Source organism: Streptomyces sp. NPDC102259 (assembly GCF_044766465.1).
Taxonomy (GTDB): Bacteria; Actinomycetota; Actinomycetes; order Streptomycetales; family Streptomycetaceae; genus Streptomyces.
In genome coordinates, this window is record NZ_JBIWMA010000027.1 from 20,360 (window position 1) to 41,813 (window position 21,454).

The window sequence follows — 21,454 nt, forward strand, 5'->3', positions numbered from 1 at the left end:
GGGTGTCAGCCGTGGTGGTGCCCCGCCGCGGTTCGTCCCATCGTCCGCGCCAGCCGTTCCACCCGGCGCCAGTTCATGGGGGGCCTGCCCTGGGGGACGCCGGGGCGGTGGCGGGGCACGCGGACGCGAAGGGCGCGCGGCTCGATACGGCAGTGGACCGGGGTGGGCAGGACGAGTGCCTCGCCGTCGACGCCCACGGGCACGGTGGGGGCGTCGGCGTCCACGACGACTTCCTGGGCGGTCAGCGAGGCGAGAGCGGGTGAGTGCCTGCCGCGGAGCACACCCACTGCCTGGGCCGCGTTGTCGACCTTGATGCCGAGCACCCCGAGGACGCCGGAGTCCAGCCGCTCGCGACGGCCCATGCCCGCCGGATCGTCCATCCGGTAGGGGTTGTTGCTCACCAGTACGGCCTGGGGTGCCTCGATCACCGCCGTCGTGCCCTGCGCGCGGACGGTGAGACGCGGGCCGTTGTGGTGGGTCAGCAGGTCGGGGAGGAGCTGAAGGGCGGTACCGGCCTTGTCGTCGCGGTATGCGGGACTCTGGACGACGGTCGCGTAGGCGCCGAAGGAGGCGTTGTTCACGAAGATGCGGTCGCCGATGTAGCCCAGGTCGATGCGGAGTTCGACGCCGTCGGTGAGCGCGTCCAGGCACAGCGAGGGGTCGTCCCTGTCCAGGCCGAGGTCCAGGGCGAAGTGATTGCGGGTACCGGCGGAGATCACCAGGAAGGGAAGGCCCCGTTCGGCCGCCACTCCGGCGACCAGGGCCTGGGTGCCGTCGCCGCCGGCGACGCCGAGCAGGTCGGCGCCGTGGTCGGCGGCCTGCCGGGCGAGCGCGGCCACGTCCTGATGATGGTCCGGGTCCAGGACGGCGACCTGCGCGCCGAGGGCCTTCGCCTTCTCCTCCGGGTGGAACGCCTCGACCTTTCCGCCGCCCGAGCGCGGGTTCATGATGAGGAACGGCCGCAGCGGGGCGGCGACCGCGCGTTCCCGGGCGGCCGCCGGTCCGCGGACGGCGGCCAGCGCGGCTCGGCCGCAGGTGATGGCCAGTACCCACAGGGCGAGCGAGACGAGCGCAACCCACAGCAGCCCTGCCACCGCGTAGAGCACCACTACGGCGACGGGCGCGGCGCATGCCAGTACGACGGCCAGCGCCCTGGCCGCCCCCGTGCGCGCCAGCGCCCACCACACGCCCGCGGCCGCGATCACCAGCCCGGCCCCTCCCACTGCCACGAGCAGGAGGCTCTGGAGTCCGGCGAACAACAGCAGGACCACCACCGCCGCCGCTCCCGCAACCAGGGCCAGACGTGCTGTCCAGCGCGGAGCCGGGCGCTTCCTTGCATGTGCTGCCGTCTTCATGCGACCTCCCACGTGCGGACGTCCTTAGGACGTCCTTGCCCTATAGCACCGGAGCCCGCGTAAAACCGGACTCACCCGTGACGGGCGATTACCGCGGGACGCAGACAGAGAAGAACGATTCCGGCGCCCGGCAAACGGCCATCACCGGCTGATCCCACGCGAATCCGGTGCCCGCGAGACATGGGGGCGGGCCGCCCGTCGGAGATGACCGCGCCGGTGGTCGACCCGGTCCCCCGCGGAACAGGCACGGCGGCCGGAGCCGCTGCGACGACGCTACTTCTCCGATGGCCGTCAGCCCCAAACCCGCCGGCCGGCACAGACCGGGAGGGAACCTCCCAGTGATCACGGAGTTCGATGCCCTCGGACCACCCGTCGCAGGGGCGCTCAGGAATCGAGGAGCCTGCGCTTCTGCTCCTCGAACTCCGCCTCCGTCAGGACGCCCTGGGTCTTGAGTTCGCCGAGCTGCTTCAGCTGTTCGATCTTGCTGGTCATGTCGCCGGTGAGGTCGCCGATCTCCAGGCCGGTCACCGAGCCGTCGGTGTCCTTGCGGATGAACGTCTGGTCGAGGATCCGGATGAGACCGCGGTCCGCCAGATCGAGCAGGAGGGGGAGGCCCCCGCCGGTCATTCGGTTGCCCGGGAACTCGATGACCAGACAGTCGATCGGCCCCATATCGCCGGATATGTCGACGTCGTCGAATACGTCGCTCACGGCGTCACCTCTGGGCTCGTGGCTTCCCCGTTCCATTGGATCACCGGACCGGGGCGGTCGCACGTCGTGCGCGGTTCACCCGTCAGGCTCACCCGGGTCGCCGGTTCGGCATCGGGCGGATCTTCTGGTGCCCATGACCGACGCAGGCGGCGAGCCGCTATCGAACCGGGAGCGCAGTGAACTCGAAGAGCTGCGGCACCGAGTGGGCGCCCTGGAGAGCGAAGCGCGCCCGCGGGCGGCGCGGCATCACCCGTTCCGGTCCACGGGTTCGGTCCTGCTGATTCTCTTCGCGGCGCTGCTGTCGCTGCTGTCCGTCGTCGCGGTCTGGGCGAACAGCATCGTGCGGGACACGGACCGCTACGTCGCCACCGTGGGGCCGCTGGCCTCCGATCCGGACGTGCAGAAGGCGGTCACCAACCGGGTCACCAACGTGGTGCTGGCCCAGATCGACGTGGACGCGCTGGTCAAGCAGCTGCAGGACACCGTGTCGGAGAAGGGCGTCCCGCCGAAGGCGGCCCAGCTGGTGGGAAAACTGCAGGCGCGGTGAGCAGTCGTCCGACCAGAGCTGCGGTACGGGGCTTGCGCCTCAAGATCCGGCGTTTCGCCAGGTCAGCGCACCCTCCCGCGGGGTTTCAAGGGGACAGCCGGCAGCTCCGGTGCGGGCAGGGGCCCGCCGTCGTAGCCCTTCACCTCGCCGAAGCGGGTGCCCTGCGTCCAGTCCTCGCGGGCCTGGGCGATCTCCTCCTGGGACCGGCCGACGAAGTTCCACCACATGACGAGTTCCTCCTCGAACGGCTCGCCGCCGAGGAGCATCAGGCCCGCCTCGGACTCGGCCCGCAGGGGCAGTTCGGTGCGGCCGCAGCCGAGGTAGAGCATCGAGCCCGGGAGCAGCGGCACCCCGTCGACGTGCGCCTCGCCGGACATCGACAGCACGCCGTACTCGAAGTCGGGGAGCAGCGGCAGCCGGACGTCGGCACCCCGGGCGAGTGCCAGGTCGGCGCCGACGAGCGGGGTGTACGTCGTGCCGGGGGAGGTGGAGCCGTCGAGGGCGCCGAGGAGCAGGGTGGCGGTGAGGCCGGGAGCGGTGACCGTGGGCAGGTCGGCGTGGTGCTCGAAGCGGGGGTCGGTGTGCCGGTGGGTGTCCGGCAGCGCCACCCACAGCTGGGCGCCGTGCAGATACCGGGCGTGCGACCGCGGGCTCTCCTCGGAGTGGCTGATCGCCCGCCCCGAGGTCATCAGCCCGAGTTCCCTGGGCCGGATGGTCTGGAGGCTGCCGGTCGAGTCGCGGTGCAGCACCTCGCCCTCGTGCAGCCAGCTGACGGTCTGGAGCCCCATGTGCGGATGCGGCGGGACCTGCATGCCGGGTTCGTCGGCGATGTCGTCGGGGCCGTAGTGGTCGACGAACGCCCAGGCGCCGATCATGCGCCTGCCGAGGTTCGGCAGCAGCCGGCGCACCTCCGTCGATCCGCCGAGCTTCACGTGCCGGGGGCTCAGCAGTTCGCGGACGGGTTCGGCGACGACGAATCCACGGCCGCCGCACACACTCGGTACGGGCGCGCGGTCAAGGTTGCTCATGCGGTCAACCTAGCGGTCGGGTGCGGCGACCGTGCGCAGAAGGAACGGCGTCGGGTTCGGTGTGCCCTTCGGCGGGGTGTTCAGTCGGCCAGGGCCGCGGCGAGTTCCGTGGTGGCCCGCACGATCTCGGTGTCCCGCTCGGCGAGCAGTTGACGCAGGACGTCGCGCTGGGCGTGGACGGCGTGCCGGGCCGCGCGTTCCCATGTCACGTAGTTGTCGGGGTGGTGCAGCAGTTTGGGATACGCGGCGGCGGTGGTCTCCCACTGCCGGGTGTCGGCGATGCTCTTCAGCAGGCGCAGGATCTCCGCGCGGCAGGTGACCTGGGGGAGCCGGACGAGTTCCCAGAGGAAGGGCACCGTGGCCGCCGTCGCCTCGTCGACGACGAATCCGAACTGGCAGATCCGGCGGCGCAGTTGGCCGAGTGCGGAGCCGGCGCTGTCGGCGTCGCCGCGGGCGAGCGTGGTGAGCAGGAACGGGATGCCCGCCGCGGAGCCGGTGGAGTCCTTGATCTCGGGCCACGGTACGTGTCCCAGGTCCTTCAGCGGTGCGGGTCTCTTCGTGGCAGTCATGTCAGGTGTCAGATGTCGGGTCGGGGTCAGGACGGGAGCGGGTCGGCAGCATCGCCCAGACGGTCTTGCCCACGGGGGAGCGCCGGGTCCAGCCCCAGTGTTCGGAGAGGGCCTCGATGATGTTCAGTCCGCGGCCGTGTTCCAGGAGGGCGCCCGCGGTGCTCGAGTGGACGGGCAGGTTGTCGCTCGGGTCGGTGACCGCGCACACCAGGTGCGCGCGGCGCAGGGTGAGCCGCAGTCGTACGTGGAACTCGTCCGTCGAGGTGTGCGGGAGTCCGTGCAGGACGGCGTTGGCGGCCAGTTCCGTGACGACGGTGAGCGCGTCGTCGGTGCAGTGCTCCAGGGACCAGCAGTCGAGGGTGCGCTGGGTGAACTCCCGTGCCTGGGCGAATCCCTGGCGGCTGCCCGTGAGGTACAGGGCGGCGGTTCTGGGGGAGCCGCGGACGAGGACGGACTCGTGGCTCCGGATCTGCGCAGGTGATGACACGGGGCATCTCCCTGAGGCGACGTCAGGACGTGGGGTTGGAAGTGCGGTTGACGACATGGCTATTATCCACGCTGACGAGGTCCTCGTGCAATTTCACGAGAAATTGCGCGTACGAGCGAGGAGAGTTCAATGTCGTCAGTGTCGAACGGAGTGCGGGCGAGCTCGCTGGGGGCCCGCTGGATCAAGAGCAGTCACAGCAACGCCGAGGGCAACTGCGTGGAGGTCGCGGCCCTGGACGGGGGAGGCGTCGCGCTGCGCAACTCCCGCGACCCCGACGGTCCGGCGCTGGTGTACACGCCGGCCGAGGTGGCCGCGTTCGTGGCCGGGGCCAAGGACGGGGAGTTCGACCACCTGGTCTGAGTCGGCCGCATGGAGGCTCAATTCCCCTGCCGCGTGCGGCCGGAGGGCTTCGGATGCGATACTGCGGTCTGTCGTCTGCCGGTCCACGGGGAGTCAGGATGTCTGTCGAGTCGCCTCGAGTGTCCCGCCTCGAACCGTATCTGAACCGGGCCGAGCCCGCCCCGACCTTGCTGAAAATGCTGGTCGGCGTGCAGTTGGCGGGAATCCGGGAGGACGCCGGATTCTCCCAGGACCAGGCCGCGCGGGCCGTCGGGTTCAGTGCGGCGAAGCTGTCGCGCATCGAGGCGGGCAAGGGCCGCAAGCCGCCCGTCGAGGCGGACGTCCGCGCGCTCCTGTCGCTGTACGAGACCGACGACCACGAGGCCTCCGTGCTGCTCCGGTTGCTGCGGCAGGCGGGCGAGCCGGGCTGGTGGCAGCGCTACGACAAGCGGCTCATGCCCGAGTGGTTCGACCGGCTGGTCGGTCTCCAGGAGGCGGCCACCGCGATCCGTACCTTCGAGATCCAGTACGTGCCGGGTCTGCTGCAGACCCCCGCGTACGCGCGTGCCGTCGTCGAGCGCGGGTTGCCCTCGGCCACGTCCCGGGAGGTCGAGCGCCGGGTGGAGCTGCGGACGCGGCGCACCGAACTGCTGCGGCGGCCGGACGCCCCGAGGGTGTGGGCGGTCCTCGACGAGTCGGTGCTGCTGCGGGTGCTGGGCGGCCGAGAGGTGATGCGCGAGCAGCTCACCCATCTCGTGGAGCTGGCCGGCCTGCCCCATGTCACGGTCCAGGTCGTGCCGTTGGACGTCACGCATGCCTCCGCGCCGGCCATACCGGTCACCTATCTGCGCTTCGGCGGCGTCGATCTGCCCGACGTCGTCTATCTGGAGCAGATCAGGAGCGCGACCTTCCTGGAGGACCGGGACGAGACGGAGGAGTACCGGGTCGCGCTGGACCGGCTCGCGGACGAGGCCCTCGATCCGCGTGCGTCCATGGCGCTGCTGAGAGAGACGGCGGAGCGGCGCTATGCCGCCGCTCCGTGAGGTGAACCGGCTCAGCTCAGGCGGCCCACACCGCCGAACTCGATCCATTCCTGGGTGAGTTGACGGGGCGTGACCTCGGTGTCGGGCCGCCAGGTGGAGACCTCCACCAGCCCCGGGTCGAGGATGTCCGTGCCCTCGAAGAACGCGGCGACGTCCTTCTCCTGACGCACCCGGCCCCAGTGTCCCTGGGTGGCCTTGTCCATGAAGTCGGTGACGAACTCCCTGACCTGGGGGTCCTCACTGACCAGCTGGCACATCACCAGGAAGCTGCCGGGCGCGAGACGCTCGGTCACCCGGCGGACCACCGCCTGCGGCCCGTCGGTGTCGCTGTCGGGGATGCAGTGGAAGACCGAGTTGAACAGCACGGCCACCGGCTGCGAGAAGTCGATCAGCCGCCGGGTGTCCTCGTGCGTGAAGATCGCCTCGGTCTGCCGCATGTCGGCGTGGATGACGGTCGTCCGCTCGTCCTGCTCCAGCAGCGCCCGGCCGTGCACGAGCACCATGGGGTCGTTGTCGACGTAGACGACGTGTGCGGTCGGGTCGACGCGCTGGGCGACCTGGTGCACGTTGTCCTGGGTGGGCAGGCCGGAGCCGTGGTCCAGGAACTGCCGGATCCCGAACTCCTGCGTCAGGGTCTTCACGACCCGTTGGAGGAAGCGTCGGTTGTTGAGCGCGAGGGCGCGGGTGCTCGGGACGACCTTGTCGAGTTCCTCGCAGGCCGCGCGGTCGGCCGCGTAGTTGTCCTTGCCGCCCAGGTAGTGGTCGTACATGCGGGCGGCTGTGGGGACGGCCGCATCGATCGACGTGGACAGCTGCTTGCCAGGCTGCATCTCTTCCCCCAGAACGCCACCGCACCACGGGCTGGCGCGGTCGACAACACATCCTAGGGACACGGTAATTGGCGAACCACCCCCTTGATCGATGGTTCCCCTGAAGGTGTCGCCGCGGCGCGGCCGATCTGGACTGCTGGTCCAGTGTCTGGACGTGTGGTCTAATCGGTGTCATGGAATCCCGGGAGACCGAGCGCGACGTGATCCTGCGTGCGCTCACCCCCGTCGTCGACGGGATCGCGGCCACGTTCGGGCCGGTGTGCGAGGTGGTGCTGCACGACTACCGCCGACCGGAGAAGTCCGTCGTCGCCGTCGCCGGATCGGTGACGGGGAGGACGGTCGGCGGGGCGATGAGCGAGATCGGCATGCGGGTCCTCGCCCGCGGCGGCGATGCCGTCGACGAGCTGAACTACGTCACCCGCACCGGCGCGGGACGGCTGGTGAAGTCGTCCACGATGGTGCTGCGCGACTCCACCGGCGCGGTCTTCGGCGCGCTGTGCGTCAACGTGGACGTCACCGAGGTCGACCGGGTGCAGGGCCTGCTGGCCGCACTCGCGGGAGTGGCGGGCGGCCGGGCCGACGCGCCCGTGACCACGTTCGGCGACGACATCGACTCCGTCGTCGACGCCCTCCTCGACGACCGTCTGCGGCGTCAGGGCCAGACCTGGGCCGGCCTCGACCGGTCACGACGGCTGACGCTGTTCCGCAGCCTGGACGAACGCGGCGTGTTCGCCGTGCGGCGCGCGATCGAACAGGTCGCCGCCCGCCTCGGCATCTCCCGCGCCTCCGCCTACAGCTACCTCTCCCAGGCCAGAGCCGCCCACGAGACCGGAGCCGACGGCACCGAGGGCACCGGCAGCACCGACGACAACCCCGAGGGAGCACACCCGTGACGACCACACCCCCGCCGATCACCCTCGACGACGTGCGCGACGCCGCCGCCCGGCTCAAGGGGGTCGCGCACCGCACGCCGGTGCTCCGCTCCCGCACGCTGGACGCGCTGGTCGGCGCCGAGGTCCTGCTGAAGTGCGAGAACTTCCAGCGCGTCGGCGCGTTCAAGTTCCGCGGCGCCTACAACGCGGCCTCCCGGCTGGCCCCCGAGCAGCTCGCCCGGGGCATCGCCGCGTACTCCTCCGGCAACCACGCCCAGGCCGTCGCCCTGGCCGCGCGGGAGCTCGGCACCACCGCGGTGATCGTCATGCCCGAGGACGCGCCCCGCTCCAAGCGGGCGGCGACGGAGGGCTACGGCGCCGAGATCGTGACCTATGACCGCTACACCGGCGACCGGGTGGCCATCGCCGAGGCGCTGGCCGCCGACCGGGGTCTGGCGCTGATCCCGCCCTACGAGCACCCGCACGTGATGGCGGGCCAGGGCACCGCCGCGCTCGAACTCCTGGAGGAGGCGGGCGAACTGGACGCCCTGCTGGTGCCGGTCGGGGGCGGTGGGCTGATCGCCGGCAGCGCGACCGCCGTGAAGGGGCTGCGGCCGGGCACCCGGATCATCGGCGTGGAACCGGAGGCCGGGGACGACACGAAACGGTCGCTGGAGGCAGGCCGGCGGGTCGAGATCCCGGTGCCGCGCACCATCGCCGACGGCCAGGCCCTGCACACACCGGGGGAGCTGACCTTCTCGGTGAACCGGCGGCTCGTGGACGACATCGCCCTGGTGTCCGACGACGAGATCCGCGCGGCCATGCGGTTCGCCTTCGAGCGCCTGAAGATCGTCGTGGAACCGAGCGGCGCCACCCCGCTCGCCGCCCTCCTCGCCGGGCGGGCCGGCGCCCTGCCCTCGCGCGTCGGCGTGATCGTCTCCGGCGGCAACATCGACACCGGCCGCTTCGCCGAGCTGTGCGGAGGCGCCTGAGGGCCCGGTACCACCGATTGGCGGCCCCCGCAGGACGGGCGGAGGATGGAGGGGTGGGGCTCGGCCCCCGACCGGCGACGCCCAGGGCCGCCGGGGAGACCGTCCCCGGGCCGTGGTGAGGCGCGGCCGGAAGGAGGGAGCGTCATGATGGAAGTGAAGGCCCTCGAGAAGCCGGACGAGCGGCGCGATTTCCCCCGTGGCCACCTCGAGGCCGTTCATATGACGGGGCTCGACTTCGCCGTGGCGACCTTCGAACCGGGCTGGCGATGGTCCGAGTCGCTGGCGTCGCTCGCGGGCACCGCCACCTGCCAGATCCACCACAACGGATATGTGGTCCAGGGCCGCATGCACATCACCATGGACGAGGGCGGCGAGGGCGAACTGGGCCCCGGCGACGTCTTCGTGGTGTCGCCCGGCCATGACGCCTGGGTCGTGGGCGACGAACAGTGCGTGGTGTACGACTTCGCCGGAGCGATGGCCAAGGACTACGCGAAGGCCGAGTAGGGACGGGAAGCGACGGGAAGCAGGGACCGGTCCGGCAGTGCGCTAGACCGGAAGCAGCCGGCCCACCAGAACGCCGAGTTGGTGAGCGTTGCGGCACTCGTGCATCGCGACCGACTCGGCGTACTCGGGAGCGGCCGAGTCGCCCGTGCCCCACAGGGTCCGGGGCTCCGGGTTCAACCAGTGGACGTGACGGGCCTGTTCGGCGATCTGCCGGAGCGCGGCCAGGTTCGGATCGCTCATGTTCGTCCGGGCGTCGCCGAGCACGAACACGGTGGTGCGTGGGCCGACCGCCGCACCGTACCGCTGGGTGAACTCACCCAGGGCGACCCCGTAGTCGCTGCTGCCGTGGTAACCCGTCAGGCTCGCCTCGGCCCGGATGCGGGCGCCGAGGCCCTCCGGGTCGGCCGCGCCGTGTTCGAGCAGGCCGGTCACCTCGTCGATCCGGTTGACGAAGGCGAACACCCGCACCTTGCTGAACTGGTCGTGCAGCGCCTGCACCAGCAGCATCGTGAAGTCGGAGAAGCCGGACACCGAACCCGACACATCGCACAGCAGGACCAGTTCGGGCCGGGCCGGGCGTCGGCGGCGCAGCACGGGCCGCATCGGCACCCCGCCCGTCGAGAGCGAGCCGCGCAGGGTCCGCCGCAGGTCGATGGTGCCGCGGGAGGCCCGACGGCGGCGCGCGGCCATGCGGGTCGCCAGTCTGCGGGCCAACGGCTGTACCGTCCGCCGCAGTTCGGCCAGCCGGTCCCTCCCGGCGTACAGGAAGTCGACCCGGTCGGCGGTCGGCGCCACCGCCCGCCGGGCGATCTCGTCCCGCCCCCGCCGCTCCGCCACCCGGCGCCGCGCCTCCCCGGCCACCAGCGCACGGAAGGCCTCGATGCGTCGCCGGATCTCGTCCTCGAGGAGCCGGTCGGTGAACCCGACGTCACCGCCCCGGGCGCGGATGTCGTCCCGCACCCGCGCCAACAGCGTCTGCGGGCGCAGGCGTTGCAGCGTCTGGTGCGAGGACCAGCCGTCCGCGCCCGGTGAACTCCCGTACCCGCCCAGCCCGTCGACGGCCTCGATCGCCAGCCGGCCCAGCAGCTCCGCGTCGCCCTCGGCGAGCGCGGCGGCCAGCCGGTCACGCAGGTCGTCCCGGTCGCCGGGCTCACCCTCGGGCGCGCCGACGCCGTACGGGAAGTACAGGTCGAAGACGGTGTCGAACACCCGCCGCTGGTCGGTGGAGTGCAGCAGCGTGGCGGCCAGCCCCTCGCGCAGCAGCCCACGGTCGGCGAACCCCAGCGCCGCCGCCGCCTCGGCGGCGTCCACCGTCTCGCCGGTGCCGACGCGCAGGCCGTGCGCGCGCAGCGCCGCGACGAAGCCGACCAGGCGGTCGGCGACCTCGGCGCTCACACGGCGTCCAGGTCGAGCTTCGCGCCGGCCTTGAGGATGTCGTCCTGGTGCTTGAGGATCACGCCCAGGCTGTCGCGTACGACGTCCGCGTCCAGGGTGGTGGCGCCGAGCGCGAGCAGGGTGCGCGCCCAGTCGATGGTCTCGGCCACGGAGGGCGCCTTGCGCAGGTCCATCGCGCGCAGCGCGCCGATCACCCGGACCACCGACTCGGCCAGCGCCGCTTCGATGCCGGGCACCTTCAGCCGGACGATCCGCCGCTCCAGCTCCTCCTCGGGGAAGTCGATGTGGAGGAACAGACAGCGGCGGCGCAGCGCCTCCGACAGCTCACGGCTCGCGTTGGAGGTGAGGACCACGAACGGGCGGCGCGTGGCGGTGATCGTGCCGAGTTCCGGGACGGTGACCTGGAAGTCGCTGAGCACCTCGAGGAGGAGTCCCTCCACCTCGACGTCGGCCTTGTCGGTCTCGTCGATCAGCAGGACGGTCGGCTCGTCGCCGCGGATGGCGGTCAGCAGCGGTCGCGGGAGCAGGAACTCCTCGCTGAAGATGTCCGTGCGGGTCTCGTCCCAGCTCTCGTCGCGGCCCGCGCTGATCCGCAGCAGCTGCTTGGCGTGGTTCCACTCGTACAGCGCCCGGGACTCGTCGACGCCCTCGTAGCACTGGAGCCGCACCAGCCGGGCCCCCGCCACCTGGGCCACGGCCTTGGCGAGTTCCGTCTTGCCGACACCTGCGGGGCCCTCTACGAGGAGCGGCTTGCCGAGCCGGTCGGCGAGGAAGACGGTGGTGGCGACGGCGGGGGAGGCGAGGTAGCCGCTCTCGGCGAGCCGGGCGGAGACATCGTCGACGGACGTGAACAACGGGGCCTCCGGGTGGATCGGTCGTGCTCCTGGCGAGTGTTCGATCACCTATCTAAGCGCTTGTTCACCCCGGTTGTCATCAGGGATCGGGGCGTTGTCGGTGGCGCCCGGTACGTTGCGCCCATGGGTGTGTATCTCGTGGACGTGGGTGCGGACGACTGGTCGACGGCGGGGGAGGAGGGCCACGCGGACGTGGCCGCCGCGCTGAACACCGAACTGGCGCGGCGCGGCCGGCCGCCGTACGAACCGAAGGGCGGCAGGGCCCCGGGCCGGTTCGAGGAGAAGCTGAGCCCGTCGATGGACGGCTTCGACCAGCTGTGCCGGACACGGCTGACCCCCGAGGAGCGGCACGCCTTCCTCGACTGGTCGGTCCTGGTCCCGTTCGCCCTGGACGAAGCCGTCGTCCTGCCCGTCGGCTCCGCGTACACGGACGAGACGCTGGTCGTCGGGGCGCCGTACGTCCTCGCGCTCGCCGAGCGGCTCGCCGGGGCCCTCGGTCTGCCGCTGGACCTGGTCCCGGCGCCCCTCGGCAACCTGGAACTGACCTTCTGGTTCCTGGAGGGCGAGGCGGAGAAGGCCGCCGCCGGCCGGCCGGGCACCTGGGCCGACGACCTGGCCACGGCGTTCTACACGGCGCTCTATCTGCGCGCCGCCCAGTTCTCGCTACGGCACGGCTGTCCGATGACCTACTGCTGAGGTCACCGGAACGCGGCCGCGTTGCGCCGTGCCCAGTCCTCGAAGGTGCGCGGAGCGCGGCCCAGGACGCGTTCCACGTCCGGGCTGACCAGCCGCTCGGCGGGCGTCGGTTCGCCGAGGATGGACAGGGTGGTCTCGACGACCGGCTCCGGCATGAACGCCAGCATCTGCTCGCGTGCCTCTTCCCGGGTCTGCTCGACGAACCGGACCGGCTCGCCGATCGCCCTGCCGATGGCCTCCGCCCGCTGCCGGGGCGTCGTGGGGGCGGGCCCGGTCAACTCGTGGACCCGACCGTGGTGTCCCTCCTCCCGCAGCGCCACCGCGGCGACCTCCGCGATGTCGGCCGGGTCGACGGTGGGCAGACCGACGTCGCCGAAGGGGGACGCGACGGTGCGGTGGGCGCGGACCGGCTCCGCCCAGGCGTAGGCGTTGGAGTGGAAGCCGCCCGGCCGCAGGATCGTCCACTCCAGCCCCGACTCCCGGACGGCGTCCTCGATCGCGCCCGCCAGGGCGCCGTGCGACTCCGACTCCGGCCGGGTCGCCACCCCTTGGGAGGACAGCAGCACCACCCGGCCGACCCCGGCGGACTTGGCGACGTCGAGGAGATCCCGCGGCCTGAGCAGATGGATGCCGCCGCCGCCGTTCTGGAGGAACAGCGCGTCGGCCCCGTCGAGCACCGGCCGCAGGCTCTCCGCGTCGATGAGGTCCGAGCGCACCGCCCGTACGCCGTCCGGGACTTCGGCGTCCGAGATGTTCCGGGACGTGGCGGTCACCCGCTCGCCCGCGGCCGCCAGCGAACGGACCAGCTCACGACCGACGTTCCCGGTCGCCCCCGTCACCACGATCATGGGTAACTCCTTGTTCGGAATGGGTTGTTGACGTTGCTGAGCGACGCTAACACCGCCGGTATAGTAGGTACCCAGAGGAAAGTGACTTCCCCGAGGGGTACACATGACCGGCGACCCGACCGATCCCGAACTCGCCTGCCCCATCGCCCCCGTCGTGGACATCGTCTTCAGCCGCTGGACCACACCGATCCTGTGGACGCTGCACGCCCGCGGCCGTCAGCGGTTCGGCGAACTGGAACGCGCGATCACCAACATCACCCCCAAGGTGCTGACCCAGCGCCTGCGCCAGCTGGAGCGCGACGGCCTGGTGGTGCGCACCTACCACCCGGAGGTGCCTCCGCGCGTCGAGTACGAGATCAGCGAACTCGGCCTCAGCCTGGCCCCGCTCTTCGCCCACCTCGCCGACTGGGCCACCGGCAACCTGCCCAAGGTGGCGCAGGCCCGGGAGGGGTACGACGGGAGAGCGTGAGCCGGCCCGGGGATCTTCGCGATCTCCGGGCCGTGCGGTCGAGGGCGCTCAGCCGACCAGGATGACCTCCAGGGTGCGCGGGCCGTGCACCCCCTCCACCCGGTCCAGCTCGATGTCACTGGTCGCCGAAGGACCGGAGATCCACGTCAACGGGCGGGCCGGGTCGAGTCGTTCGAGAGCCTGTGGCACGGACGACACCACCTGCTCGGGGACGCGCACCACACAGATGTGGTGGTCCGGGACCAGGGTGATCCGGCGCCGCCCCTGGTCGGGACCGCCGTCCAGCACGATCGTCCCCGTCTCGGCGACCGCCACCGCGCACGCCGTGACCACGCTGTCCACCCGGTCGAGTTCGTGCGCGTCGCTCTCCACCCGGTCCGTCACCCGAGCGGTGTCCGCCTCCGCCAGCCACGCCTCGTCGAGGCCGGGCGGCACGAGCACGGCCGCCGACTTCCGCTCCGTCAGCAACCGGGCCAGCACGGACGGAAGTTCGTCCGCGCCGCACCGGTGCACGACGGCCCGGTAGTCCGCCAGGTTCTCCGCCAGCAGCTCGACCGTCTGCTCGGTGCTCCGGGCGCCGTGCTCGCGCAGATAGTCGCGCGCGACGGCTTCCCCGTACGGCTGGTCGTCCTGCGGCACATCGGCCAGCGCGCGCCGCACCCGGCCCAGAATCCGCTCCCTGCTGCTCACTTCGCCGCTCCTTCGCCGGTGGTCCCGCCGTTCGTACGCTGCCACCAGTCGCGGAACGGCTCCGCGGGCACCGCCGGCAGATCCCGCGTATCGCTCCACGCCCGGCCGGGGCCGGGCAGCGTACGGGGGTGGAGCCGGCGGGTCCGGGACGCCAGCCGCTGCCCGGCGCGCAGGGCGCCGGGCCGTCCGAACGCCCAGCGCGCCGCCCGCATCGCGGCCCGTTCGGCGGCATGACCCTTGGCGGGCTTCAGCACCACCTTGTTGCCCTCGCGCGTCACCGGGCCGCCCTGGACGACCCGTTCCCGCAGGTGCACCAGCACCTCCGGGATGTCGATGGCCACCGGGCACACCTCGTAGCAGGCCCCGCACAGCGACGAGGCGTACGGCAGCGAGGCGTCGATCTCGCTCCCGGTGCCGCGCAGTTGCGGGCTGAGGATCGCGCCGATCGGGCCCGGATAGACCGAGCCGTAGGCATGGCCGCCGGCCCGCTCGTACACCGGGCACACGTTCAGGCAGGCGGAGCAGCGGATGCAGCGCAGGGCCTGCCGGCCCACCTCGTCGGCGAGGGTGTCGGTGCGGCCGTTGTCCAGCAGCACCAGATGGAAGGCGCCGGGGCCGTCGCCGTCCGTCGTGCCCGTCCAGGTCGACGTGTACGGGTTCATCCGCTCGGCCGTCGAGGAACGGGGGAGCGTCTGGAGGAAGACCTCCAGATCCCGCCAGGTCGGCACGATCTTCTCGATGCCGACGACGGAGATCAGCGTCTCGGGCAGGGTGAGGCACATCCGCCCGTTGCCCTCGGACTCCACGACCACCAGGGTGCCGGTCTCGGCGACCATGAAGTTGGCGCCGGAGACGCCGACCTTGGCGCGCAGGAACTTCTCGCGCAGGTGCAGGCGGGCGGCGTCGGCGAGCTCGGCGGGGGTGTCGGTCAGCCCCTCGGGGGCGGGGCGGCCCCACTCGCTCATCTCGCGGGCGAAGATGTCCCGGATCTCGCCCCGGTTGCGATGGATCGCGGGGACCAGGATGTGCGACGGCCGGTCCTTGCCCAACTGCACGATGAGCTCGGCGAGGTCGGTCTCGTAGGCGCGGATGCCCTCCGCCTCCAGCGCCTCGTTGAGCCCGATCTCCTGCGTGGCCATGGACTTGACCTTGAGGACCTCCGACTCGCCGGTCTCCTTGACCAGGTCGGCCACGATCCGGTTGGCCTCGTCCGCGTCGGCGGCCCAGTGGACGATGCCGCCCGCCGCCGTCACCGACTCCTCCAACTGCACCAGGTACCGGTCGAGATGACGCAGCGTGTGGTCCTTGATCCGCTTGCCCGCCTCCCGCAGCTCCGCCCAGTCGGACACCTCGGCCACGGCGTTCGCCCGCTTGGCCCGGATGGTGTGCGTGGCGTGCCGCAGATTCGCGCGCAGGGTCTGGTTGCCGACCGCCTCGTGCGCCGCCTCGGGGAAGGCCGGCATTCCTACGAACGTCCCGCTCATGACGTCGGCTCCTCCTCCGTGCTCGCCAGGATCTCCGCGATGTGCACGGGCCGCATGCCGGTCTCCAGCCGGGTCATGGTCCCGCCGATGTGCATCAGGCAGGAGTTGTCCGCCGCGCACAGCACCTCGGCGCCCGTCGACTCGGCGTTGCGCACCTTGTCGGCGCCCATCGCCGCCGAGACGTCGGCGTTCTTCAGCGCGAAGGTGCCGCCGAAGCCGCAGCACTCGTCGGCTCCCGGCAGCTCCACCAGTTCCAGCCCCTTGACCGCCTGGAGCAGCCGCCGGGGCCGCTCCCCGAGCCCCAGTCCCCGCAGCCCGTGACACGTCGGGTGATAGGTCACCTTGTGCGGGTAGTACGCGCCGACGTCCGTCACCCCGAGCACGTCCACCAGGAACTCGGTGAGCTCGTAGGTCTTCGGGACCACCGGCGCCAGGGTGGCGGCGAGGGTGTCCCCGCGCCCCTCGGCCCGGGCCCGCTCACCCATCCGCGGATACAGCTCCCGCACCATCGCCCCGCACGACCCGGAGGGCGTCACGATCGCCTCGTACTCTCCGAATACATCGGAGAAATGCCGGGCGAGCGGCTCGGCCTCATGGCGGTAGCCGGTGTTGTAGTGGGCCTGGCCGCAGCAGGTCTGGGCCATCGGGAAGTCGACCTCTACGCCCATCCTGGTCAGGAGTTTCACCACGGCGCGGCCGGTCTCCGGATAGAGCGTGTCGTTGACACAGGTCAGGAACAGTGCGACACGCATCGCGGCTCCTCGCGGTTAGGTCATCGGATGAGTGCAGAGATGAGTGCAGACTAGTCCCGTGCAGGGGCCCGGGGGAGACCCCGGCTCACCGCGTGGCGAGCCGGGCCTCCGCCTCGCGCCACCGCCCGGTGTCGCCCTGCGGCTCGTAGCGCGTCAGGGGCTGGGTACGGGTGAGCAGCCGGCGCATGTCGGCGCGGTCGCCGACCAGGCCGTGGGCCCGCGCCTGGACGAGCACGTTGCCGAGGGCCGCGGCCTCCGTCGGACCGGCCACCACCGGCAGCCCGCACGCGTCGGCGGTGAGCCGGCACAGCAGCGCGTTACGGGTGCCGCCCCCGACGATGTGCACGACGTCCACGGGATGGTCGGCGAGCCGCTGCGCCTCGTCAATGGCCCGCCGGTGGGCCAGGGCGAGCGAGTCGAGGATGCACCGGGTGATCTGCGCGGGCGTGCCGGGAACCGGCTGCCCGGACGCACGGCACGCCTCGGCGATCCGCTCCGGCATCCGCCCGGGAGCCAGGAAGGCGGCGTCCCCGGCGTCCACCACCGAGCGCAGCGCGGGCACGGCGGCCGCCTCCCGCAGCAGCCCGCCCAGGTCCGGGTCGCCCCAGGCCCGCAGGCACTCCTGGAGGAGCCACAGGCCCATGATGTTGCGCAGGTAGCGGACCGTGCCGTCCAGCCCGAGCTCGTTGGTGAAGTTGGCGGCCCGGCTCTCCTCGGTGAGCACGGGCGCCGTCAGCTCCAGGCCGGCCAGCGACCAGGTGCCGGTGCAGATGTAGGCGAACCGTTCCCCGGTCGCCGGGACGGCGGCCACGGCGGAGGCGGTGTCGTGCGAGCCGACCGTCGTCACCGGCACCGGCCCGGTCAGCCCCGTCTCCTCCAGCACCTCCGCCCGCAGCAGCCCCGCCGGGTCGCCGGGTCGGCGCAGCGGCGCGAACAGCTTCAGGTCGATGCCCAGCCGGGCGGCGACGTCGTACGACCAGTCGCCCGTCCGGGGATCGATCAGCTGGGTGGTGGAGGCGTTGGTGAGCTCGGTGCCCTGCTCGCCCGTCAGCCAGTACGCCAGCAGATCGGGGATGAGCAACAGGCGCCGGGCGTGGGCCAGTTGCCGGGTCTCGCGGGCCGCCGTCAGCTGGTAGAGGGTGTTGAAAGGCGCGTACTGGAGCCCGGTGGCCGCGTAGAGCTCGGCCGCCGGCACGGTCGCCCACACCTTCTCGGCGACCCCCTCGGTGCGGGCGTCCCGGTAGTGCACCGGGTTGCCGAGGAGGCTTCCGTCGGCGTCGAGCAGGCCGTAGTCCACGGCCCAGCTGTCGATGCCGACCGAGTCCACCTGGCCGGCCGCCCGCAGCCCCTGAAGAACTCCGGCGTAGAGGGACAGCACATCCCAGCGCAGCCCCTCGGGGACCCGGACCGGCCGGTTGGGGAAGCGGTGCGCCTCCGACAGCTCCAGCGAGTCCGGGCCGACCCGGCCGACCATGACGCGCCCGCTGGCCGCGCCGAGGTCGACCGCCGCGTACGACCGCACGGCCGTCACCGGAGGAACGCGGCCGCCACACCCGCGTCGACGGGGACGTGCAGTCCGGTGGTGTGGGTGAGTTCGCCGCCGGTGAGCGCGAAGACCGCGTTCGCGACGTGGTCCGGCAGCACCTCGCGCTTGAGGATGGTCCGCTGCGCGTAGAACTCGCCGAGCTTCTCCTCCTCGATGCCGTAGGTCGCGGCCCGCTGCGCGCCCCAGCCGGCCGCGAAGATGCCCGACCCGCGCACCACGCCGTCCGGGTTGACGCCGTTGACGCGGATGCCGTGCTCGCCCAGCTCGGCGGCCAGCAGCCGGACCTGGTGGGCCTGGTCGGCCTTGGTGGCGGAGTAGGCGATGTTGTTCGGGCCGGCGAAGACGGCGTTCTTCGACGCGATGTAGACGATGTCGCCGCCCAGCTCCTGCGCGATCATCACCCGCGCCGCCTCACGTGAGACGAGGAACGATCCGCGGGCCATGATGTCGTGCTGAAGGTCCCAGTCCCGTGCCGACGTCTCCAGCAGCGGCTTGGAGATGGAGATCCCGGCGTTGTTGACGACCAGGTCGACCCCGCCGAAGGCGAGCACGGCCTCCCGGAAGGCGCCGGCGATCTGCTCCTCGGAGGTCACGTCGACGGTGACGGCGACCGCCTTGTCGGCCCCGCCCAGCTCCTCGGCGACGGCGGCCGCGTTCTCGGCGTTCAGATCGGCGACGACGACGCACGCGCCCTCGGCGACCAGCCGCCGGGCGATGGCCTTGCCGATCCCGCTGCCGGCTCCCGTGACCAGGGCCACCCGGGTGGCGAGCGGCTTCGGCGCGGGCATCCGCTGGAGCTTGGCCTCCTCCAGGGCCCAGTACTCGATGCGGAACTTCTCCGACTCCTCGATCGGCGCGTACGAGGACACCGCCTCGGCGCCGCGCATGACGTTGATGGCGTTGACGTAGAACTCGCCGGCCACCCGCGCGGTCTGCTTGTCCTTGCCGAAGGAGAACATGCCCACGCCCGGGACCAGCACGATCGCCGGGTCCGCGCCGCGCATGGCGGGCGAGTCGGCGTCGGCGTGCCGACCGTAGTAGGCGGCGTACTCCTCGCGGTACCCGGCGTGCAGCTCCTTCAGCCGCGCGACCGCGTCCTCCACCGGGACGGTGGGCGGCAGGTCCAGGACCAGCGGCCGCACCTTGGTCCGCAGGAAGTGGTCGGGGCAGGAGGTGCCGAGTGCGGCGAGCCGCGGGTGCTCGGCGCGGGCCACGAAGTCGAGCACGGCCTCGGAGTCGGTGAAGTGCCCGACCTGGGGCCGGTCCTGGGAGGCGATGGCCCGCACGTACGGGGCGAGCGCGGCGGCCCGCTCCCGGCGCTCGTCCTCGGGCAGTGCCCCGTAGCCCTCGAGGACCGGTCCGAACGGGTCGGCCTTCCCCTTCTCGGCGAGGAAGGCCTCGGCGGTGCGGATGATGTGCAGCGAGTTGCGCTCGCACTCCTCGGAGGTGTCGCCCCAGGCGGTGATCCCGTGCCCGCCGAGGACCACTCCGATCGCCTGCGGGTTGGCCGCCTTGATGGCGGCGATGTCCAGTCCCAGCTGGAACCCGGGCCGCCGCCAGGGCACCCACGCGACCGCGTCCCCGAAGCACTCGGCCGTCAGCTTCTCCCCGTCGGCGGCACAGGCCAGCGCGATGCCGGAGTCGGGGTGCAGATGATCGACGTGCGCGGCGTCGACGAGCCCGTGCATGGCGGTGTCGATCGACGGCGCCGCCCCGCCCTTGCCGTGCAGGCAGTAGTCGAACGCGGCGACCATCTCGTCCTCGCGCTCGACGCCCGGGTAGACGTCCCGCAGAGCCCGCAGCCGGTCGAGCCGCAGCACGGCCAGCCCGGCCCCGGTGAGGGTGCTCAGGTCCCCACCGGACCCCTTCACCCACATCAGCTCGACGTCCCCACCGGTCACGGGGTCGGTGTCGGCGCCCTTGGCGGAGGTGTTGCCGCCGGCGTAGTTGGTGTTACGGGGATCGGCGCCCAGCCGATGGGACCGACCGAGGAGGGCGGCGGCTTCGGGGTGCGGTGCCATGAACTTCCAGTCCTTACGTGAAGAGGATGAGTGGAGCTTCTTCAGGGGCGTGGGGCCGTATCGATACGCGGCTTCCGCCGCGCGGGCGCGACCAGCCACGGCCGGCCCGTGCCCCGCGAGGAGACGGATCCGGGCAGACGCTCACGCGCCCCAACCGGCCTGCTCCCCGCCGACCCGCTCGGCGACGATCTTCTCGGCCCACCCGGACCGCCGGTAGGCCGCCATGGGGTCGGGGTCCAGCCCCGTCTCCTCCCGCACCTCGCGCAGCAGCGGACGCACGTCCGTGTTGTACGCGTCCATCACGACCGCGTTCGCCTCCAGCACATCACCGGAGGCCTGCGCGGCGGCCAGCGCCGACCGGTCGACCAGCAGCGCCTTCGCGGTGGCCTCCTGCACGTTCATCACGGACCGGATGATCGCCGGGATCTTCGCCTCGATGTTGTGGCACTGGTCGAGCATGAACGCCACGTCGGACGTGAACCCGCCCCCGCGCACGACCTCGTACATGATCCGGAACAGCTGGAACGGGTCGGCGGCGCCCACCATGAGGTCGTCGTCCGCGTAGAACCGCGAGTTGAAGTCGAACCCGCCGAGCTTCCCCTCGCGCAGCAGCGTGGCGACGATGAACTCGATGTTGGTGCCGGGCGCGTGGTGCCCGGTGTCCACCACGACCTGCGCCTTCGGTCCGAGCTTCAGGCAGTGCGCGTACGCCGTGCCCCAGTCCGGCACGTCCGTGGAGTAGAAGGCGGGCTCGAAGAACTTGTACTCCAGCAGCATCCGCTGCCCGTCCCCGAGCCGCTCGTACACCGCGGAGAGGCCCTCGGCGAGCCGGTCCTGGCGCTCCCGGAGGTCGTCCTGGCCGGGATAGTTCGTGCCGTCGGCGAACCACAGCTTCAGATCGGTGGAGCCGGTCGCGTCCATGATGTCGACGCACTCGAGCAGATGATCGAGGGCCTTGCGCCGCACCGCCGCGTCCGGGTGGCAGATGCTGCCCAGCTTGTAGGCGTCGTCCTGGAAGGTGTTGGAGTTGATCGCCCCCAACTTCACCCCGCGATCCTCGGCATGTTTCGCAAGTGCGGAGTAGTCCTCCACCTTGTCCCAGGGGATGTGCAGGGCCACGGTCGGGGCCGCGCCGGTGAACCGGTGCACCTGCGCCGCGTCGTCCAGTTTCTCCTGCGGGGTGCGCGGGACGCCCTCCTGGGCGAACACCTTGAAACGGGTGCCTGAGTTCCCGTACGCCCACGACGGCGTCTCGACGGCCTGGGTCTTGAGCGCGGCCTTCACCGCGGCGAGGTCGGTCACTTCGGGCTCCTGTGACATCGGTCCGGAACAACTCCCGGATGAAACGATTCAGAACGGGAAGCTATGAGCCCGCGAAGAGAGTGTCAAGCCCTCCGTACTGCTTCGTTCTCCGTGACCGCC

The 21,454-nt window shown here is 71.8% G+C and carries 23 protein-coding genes; 8 read left to right on the top strand and 15 right to left on the bottom strand.

Annotated features, from left to right (window positions below; genetic code table 11):
• Positions 1–5 precede the first annotated feature (5 nt).
• Both ACIRPU_RS37695 and ACIRPU_RS37700 read right to left on the bottom strand, forming a co-directional pair.
• The gene (locus tag ACIRPU_RS37695) at positions 6–1,355 is read right to left on the bottom strand and encodes a diacylglycerol/lipid kinase family protein (protein ID WP_403875638.1); all 1,350 of its coding nucleotides are present in this window, start codon (positions 1,353–1,355) and stop codon (positions 6–8) included.
• A 384-nt stretch (positions 1,356–1,739) separates the two neighbouring features.
• A complete protein-coding gene (locus tag ACIRPU_RS37700) occupies positions 1,740–2,066 on the bottom strand; it encodes an SHOCT domain-containing protein (RefSeq protein WP_403875641.1) in 327 nt (108 codons plus the stop codon).
• Between the two features lie 133 nt (positions 2,067–2,199).
• Between ACIRPU_RS37700 and ACIRPU_RS37705 the strand changes: the two genes are divergently transcribed.
• Entirely contained in the window at positions 2,200–2,613 is a 414-nt protein-coding gene (locus ACIRPU_RS37705; RefSeq protein WP_403875644.1) for a hypothetical protein, read from the top strand.
• 62 nt (positions 2,614–2,675) lie between these two features.
• On the opposite strand, the gene ACIRPU_RS37710 is transcribed toward ACIRPU_RS37705, so the two are convergent.
• From ACIRPU_RS37710 to ACIRPU_RS37720, 3 genes are all read right to left on the bottom strand, one after another.
• Positions 2,676–3,641 (bottom strand): pirin family protein, encoded by a 966-nt coding sequence (locus tag ACIRPU_RS37710; protein ID WP_403875646.1) that lies wholly within the window; start codon positions 3,639–3,641, stop codon positions 2,676–2,678.
• A gap of 80 nt (positions 3,642–3,721) precedes the next feature.
• Positions 3,722–4,210 (bottom strand): hypothetical protein, encoded by a 489-nt coding sequence (locus tag ACIRPU_RS37715; RefSeq protein WP_403875648.1) that lies wholly within the window; start codon positions 4,208–4,210, stop codon positions 3,722–3,724.
• A 1-nt stretch (position 4,211) separates the two neighbouring features.
• Entirely contained in the window at positions 4,212–4,697 is a 486-nt protein-coding gene (locus tag ACIRPU_RS37720; RefSeq protein WP_403875651.1) for an ATP-binding protein, read from the bottom strand.
• A 129-nt stretch (positions 4,698–4,826) separates the two neighbouring features.
• Here ACIRPU_RS37720 and ACIRPU_RS37725 point away from each other — a divergent pair, with 129 nt between their 5' ends.
• Both ACIRPU_RS37725 and ACIRPU_RS37730 read left to right on the top strand, forming a co-directional pair.
• Positions 4,827–5,057, top strand: a complete 231-nt coding sequence (locus tag ACIRPU_RS37725; protein WP_355702129.1) for a DUF397 domain-containing protein — start codon at positions 4,827–4,829, stop codon at positions 5,055–5,057.
• A 98-nt stretch (positions 5,058–5,155) separates the two neighbouring features.
• Positions 5,156–6,079, top strand: coding sequence for a helix-turn-helix domain-containing protein (locus tag ACIRPU_RS37730; protein ID WP_403875653.1), 924 nt, complete (start codon positions 5,156–5,158; stop codon positions 6,077–6,079).
• An 11-nt stretch (positions 6,080–6,090) separates the two neighbouring features.
• Here ACIRPU_RS37730 and ACIRPU_RS37735 read toward each other — a convergent pair whose 3' ends face one another.
• The gene (locus ACIRPU_RS37735; protein ID WP_403875655.1) at positions 6,091–6,909 is read right to left on the bottom strand and encodes an SAM-dependent methyltransferase; all 819 of its coding nucleotides are present in this window, start codon (positions 6,907–6,909) and stop codon (positions 6,091–6,093) included.
• Between the two features lie 173 nt (positions 6,910–7,082).
• Between ACIRPU_RS37735 and ACIRPU_RS37740 the strand changes: the two genes are divergently transcribed.
• From ACIRPU_RS37740 to ACIRPU_RS37750, 3 genes are all read left to right on the top strand, one after another.
• Positions 7,083–7,802 (top strand): transcriptional regulator, encoded by a 720-nt coding sequence (locus ACIRPU_RS37740; protein WP_403875658.1) that lies wholly within the window; start codon positions 7,083–7,085, stop codon positions 7,800–7,802.
• Positions 7,799–8,773 carry a threo-3-hydroxy-L-aspartate ammonia-lyase gene (locus tag ACIRPU_RS37745; RefSeq protein ID WP_403875661.1) on the top strand — a complete coding sequence of 325 codons (975 nt, stop codon included), beginning with the start codon at positions 7,799–7,801 and terminating at the stop codon, positions 8,771–8,773. The genes ACIRPU_RS37740 and ACIRPU_RS37745 overlap by 4 nt, the downstream gene beginning before the upstream one ends.
• Before the next feature lie 144 nt (positions 8,774–8,917).
• On the top strand, positions 8,918–9,277 hold the full coding sequence (locus ACIRPU_RS37750; RefSeq protein WP_403875664.1) for a cupin domain-containing protein: 360 nt from the start codon (positions 8,918–8,920) through the stop codon (positions 9,275–9,277).
• A gap of 42 nt (positions 9,278–9,319) precedes the next feature.
• Here ACIRPU_RS37750 and ACIRPU_RS37755 read toward each other — a convergent pair whose 3' ends face one another.
• Positions 9,320–10,672 (bottom strand): VWA domain-containing protein, encoded by a 1,353-nt coding sequence (locus ACIRPU_RS37755; protein ID WP_355702123.1) that lies wholly within the window; start codon positions 10,670–10,672, stop codon positions 9,320–9,322.
• Positions 10,669–11,526 (bottom strand): AAA family ATPase, encoded by an 858-nt coding sequence (locus ACIRPU_RS37760; protein WP_403875667.1) that lies wholly within the window; start codon positions 11,524–11,526, stop codon positions 10,669–10,671. Before ACIRPU_RS37760 ends, ACIRPU_RS37755 begins: the two co-directional genes overlap by 4 nt.
• 123 nt (positions 11,527–11,649) lie before the next feature.
• Here ACIRPU_RS37760 and ACIRPU_RS37765 point away from each other — a divergent pair, with 123 nt between their 5' ends.
• Positions 11,650–12,222, top strand: coding sequence for a hypothetical protein (locus ACIRPU_RS37765; RefSeq protein ID WP_403875670.1), 573 nt, complete (start codon positions 11,650–11,652; stop codon positions 12,220–12,222).
• Positions 12,223–12,224: 2 nt separating this feature from the next.
• On the opposite strand, the gene ACIRPU_RS37770 is transcribed toward ACIRPU_RS37765, so the two are convergent.
• On the bottom strand, positions 12,225–13,070 hold the full coding sequence (locus ACIRPU_RS37770) for an NAD(P)H-binding protein (RefSeq protein ID WP_403875672.1): 846 nt from the start codon (positions 13,068–13,070) through the stop codon (positions 12,225–12,227).
• Positions 13,071–13,173: 103 nt separating this feature from the next.
• Here ACIRPU_RS37770 and ACIRPU_RS37775 point away from each other — a divergent pair, with 103 nt between their 5' ends.
• On the top strand, positions 13,174–13,539 hold the full coding sequence (locus ACIRPU_RS37775) for a helix-turn-helix domain-containing protein (RefSeq protein WP_355702119.1): 366 nt from the start codon (positions 13,174–13,176) through the stop codon (positions 13,537–13,539).
• A 48-nt stretch (positions 13,540–13,587) separates the two neighbouring features.
• On the opposite strand, the gene ACIRPU_RS37780 is transcribed toward ACIRPU_RS37775, so the two are convergent.
• The 6 genes from ACIRPU_RS37780 to rhaI form a co-directional block, all read right to left on the bottom strand.
• A complete protein-coding gene (locus ACIRPU_RS37780; protein ID WP_403875675.1) occupies positions 13,588–14,229 on the bottom strand; it encodes a lactate utilization protein C in 642 nt (213 codons plus the stop codon).
• Positions 14,226–15,713: a LutB/LldF family L-lactate oxidation iron-sulfur protein gene (locus ACIRPU_RS37785; protein ID WP_403875678.1), complete on the bottom strand. Its 1,488-nt coding sequence runs from the start codon at positions 15,711–15,713 to the stop codon at positions 14,226–14,228. Before ACIRPU_RS37785 ends, ACIRPU_RS37780 begins: the two co-directional genes overlap by 4 nt.
• A complete protein-coding gene (locus ACIRPU_RS37790; protein WP_403875681.1) occupies positions 15,710–16,465 on the bottom strand; it encodes a (Fe-S)-binding protein in 756 nt (251 codons plus the stop codon). The genes ACIRPU_RS37785 and ACIRPU_RS37790 overlap by 4 nt, the downstream gene beginning before the upstream one ends.
• A gap of 85 nt (positions 16,466–16,550) precedes the next feature.
• On the bottom strand, positions 16,551–17,987 hold the full coding sequence (locus ACIRPU_RS37795) for a rhamnulokinase family protein (RefSeq protein ID WP_403875839.1): 1,437 nt from the start codon (positions 17,985–17,987) through the stop codon (positions 16,551–16,553).
• Positions 17,988–17,992: 5 nt separating this feature from the next.
• The gene (locus ACIRPU_RS37800; protein WP_403875684.1) at positions 17,993–20,032 is read right to left on the bottom strand and encodes a bifunctional aldolase/short-chain dehydrogenase; all 2,040 of its coding nucleotides are present in this window, start codon (positions 20,030–20,032) and stop codon (positions 17,993–17,995) included.
• Positions 20,033–20,173: 141 nt separating this feature from the next.
• Entirely contained in the window at positions 20,174–21,334 is a 1,161-nt protein-coding gene (gene rhaI / locus ACIRPU_RS37805) for an L-rhamnose isomerase (protein WP_403875687.1), read from the bottom strand.
• Positions 21,335–21,454: the final 120 nt, after the last annotated feature.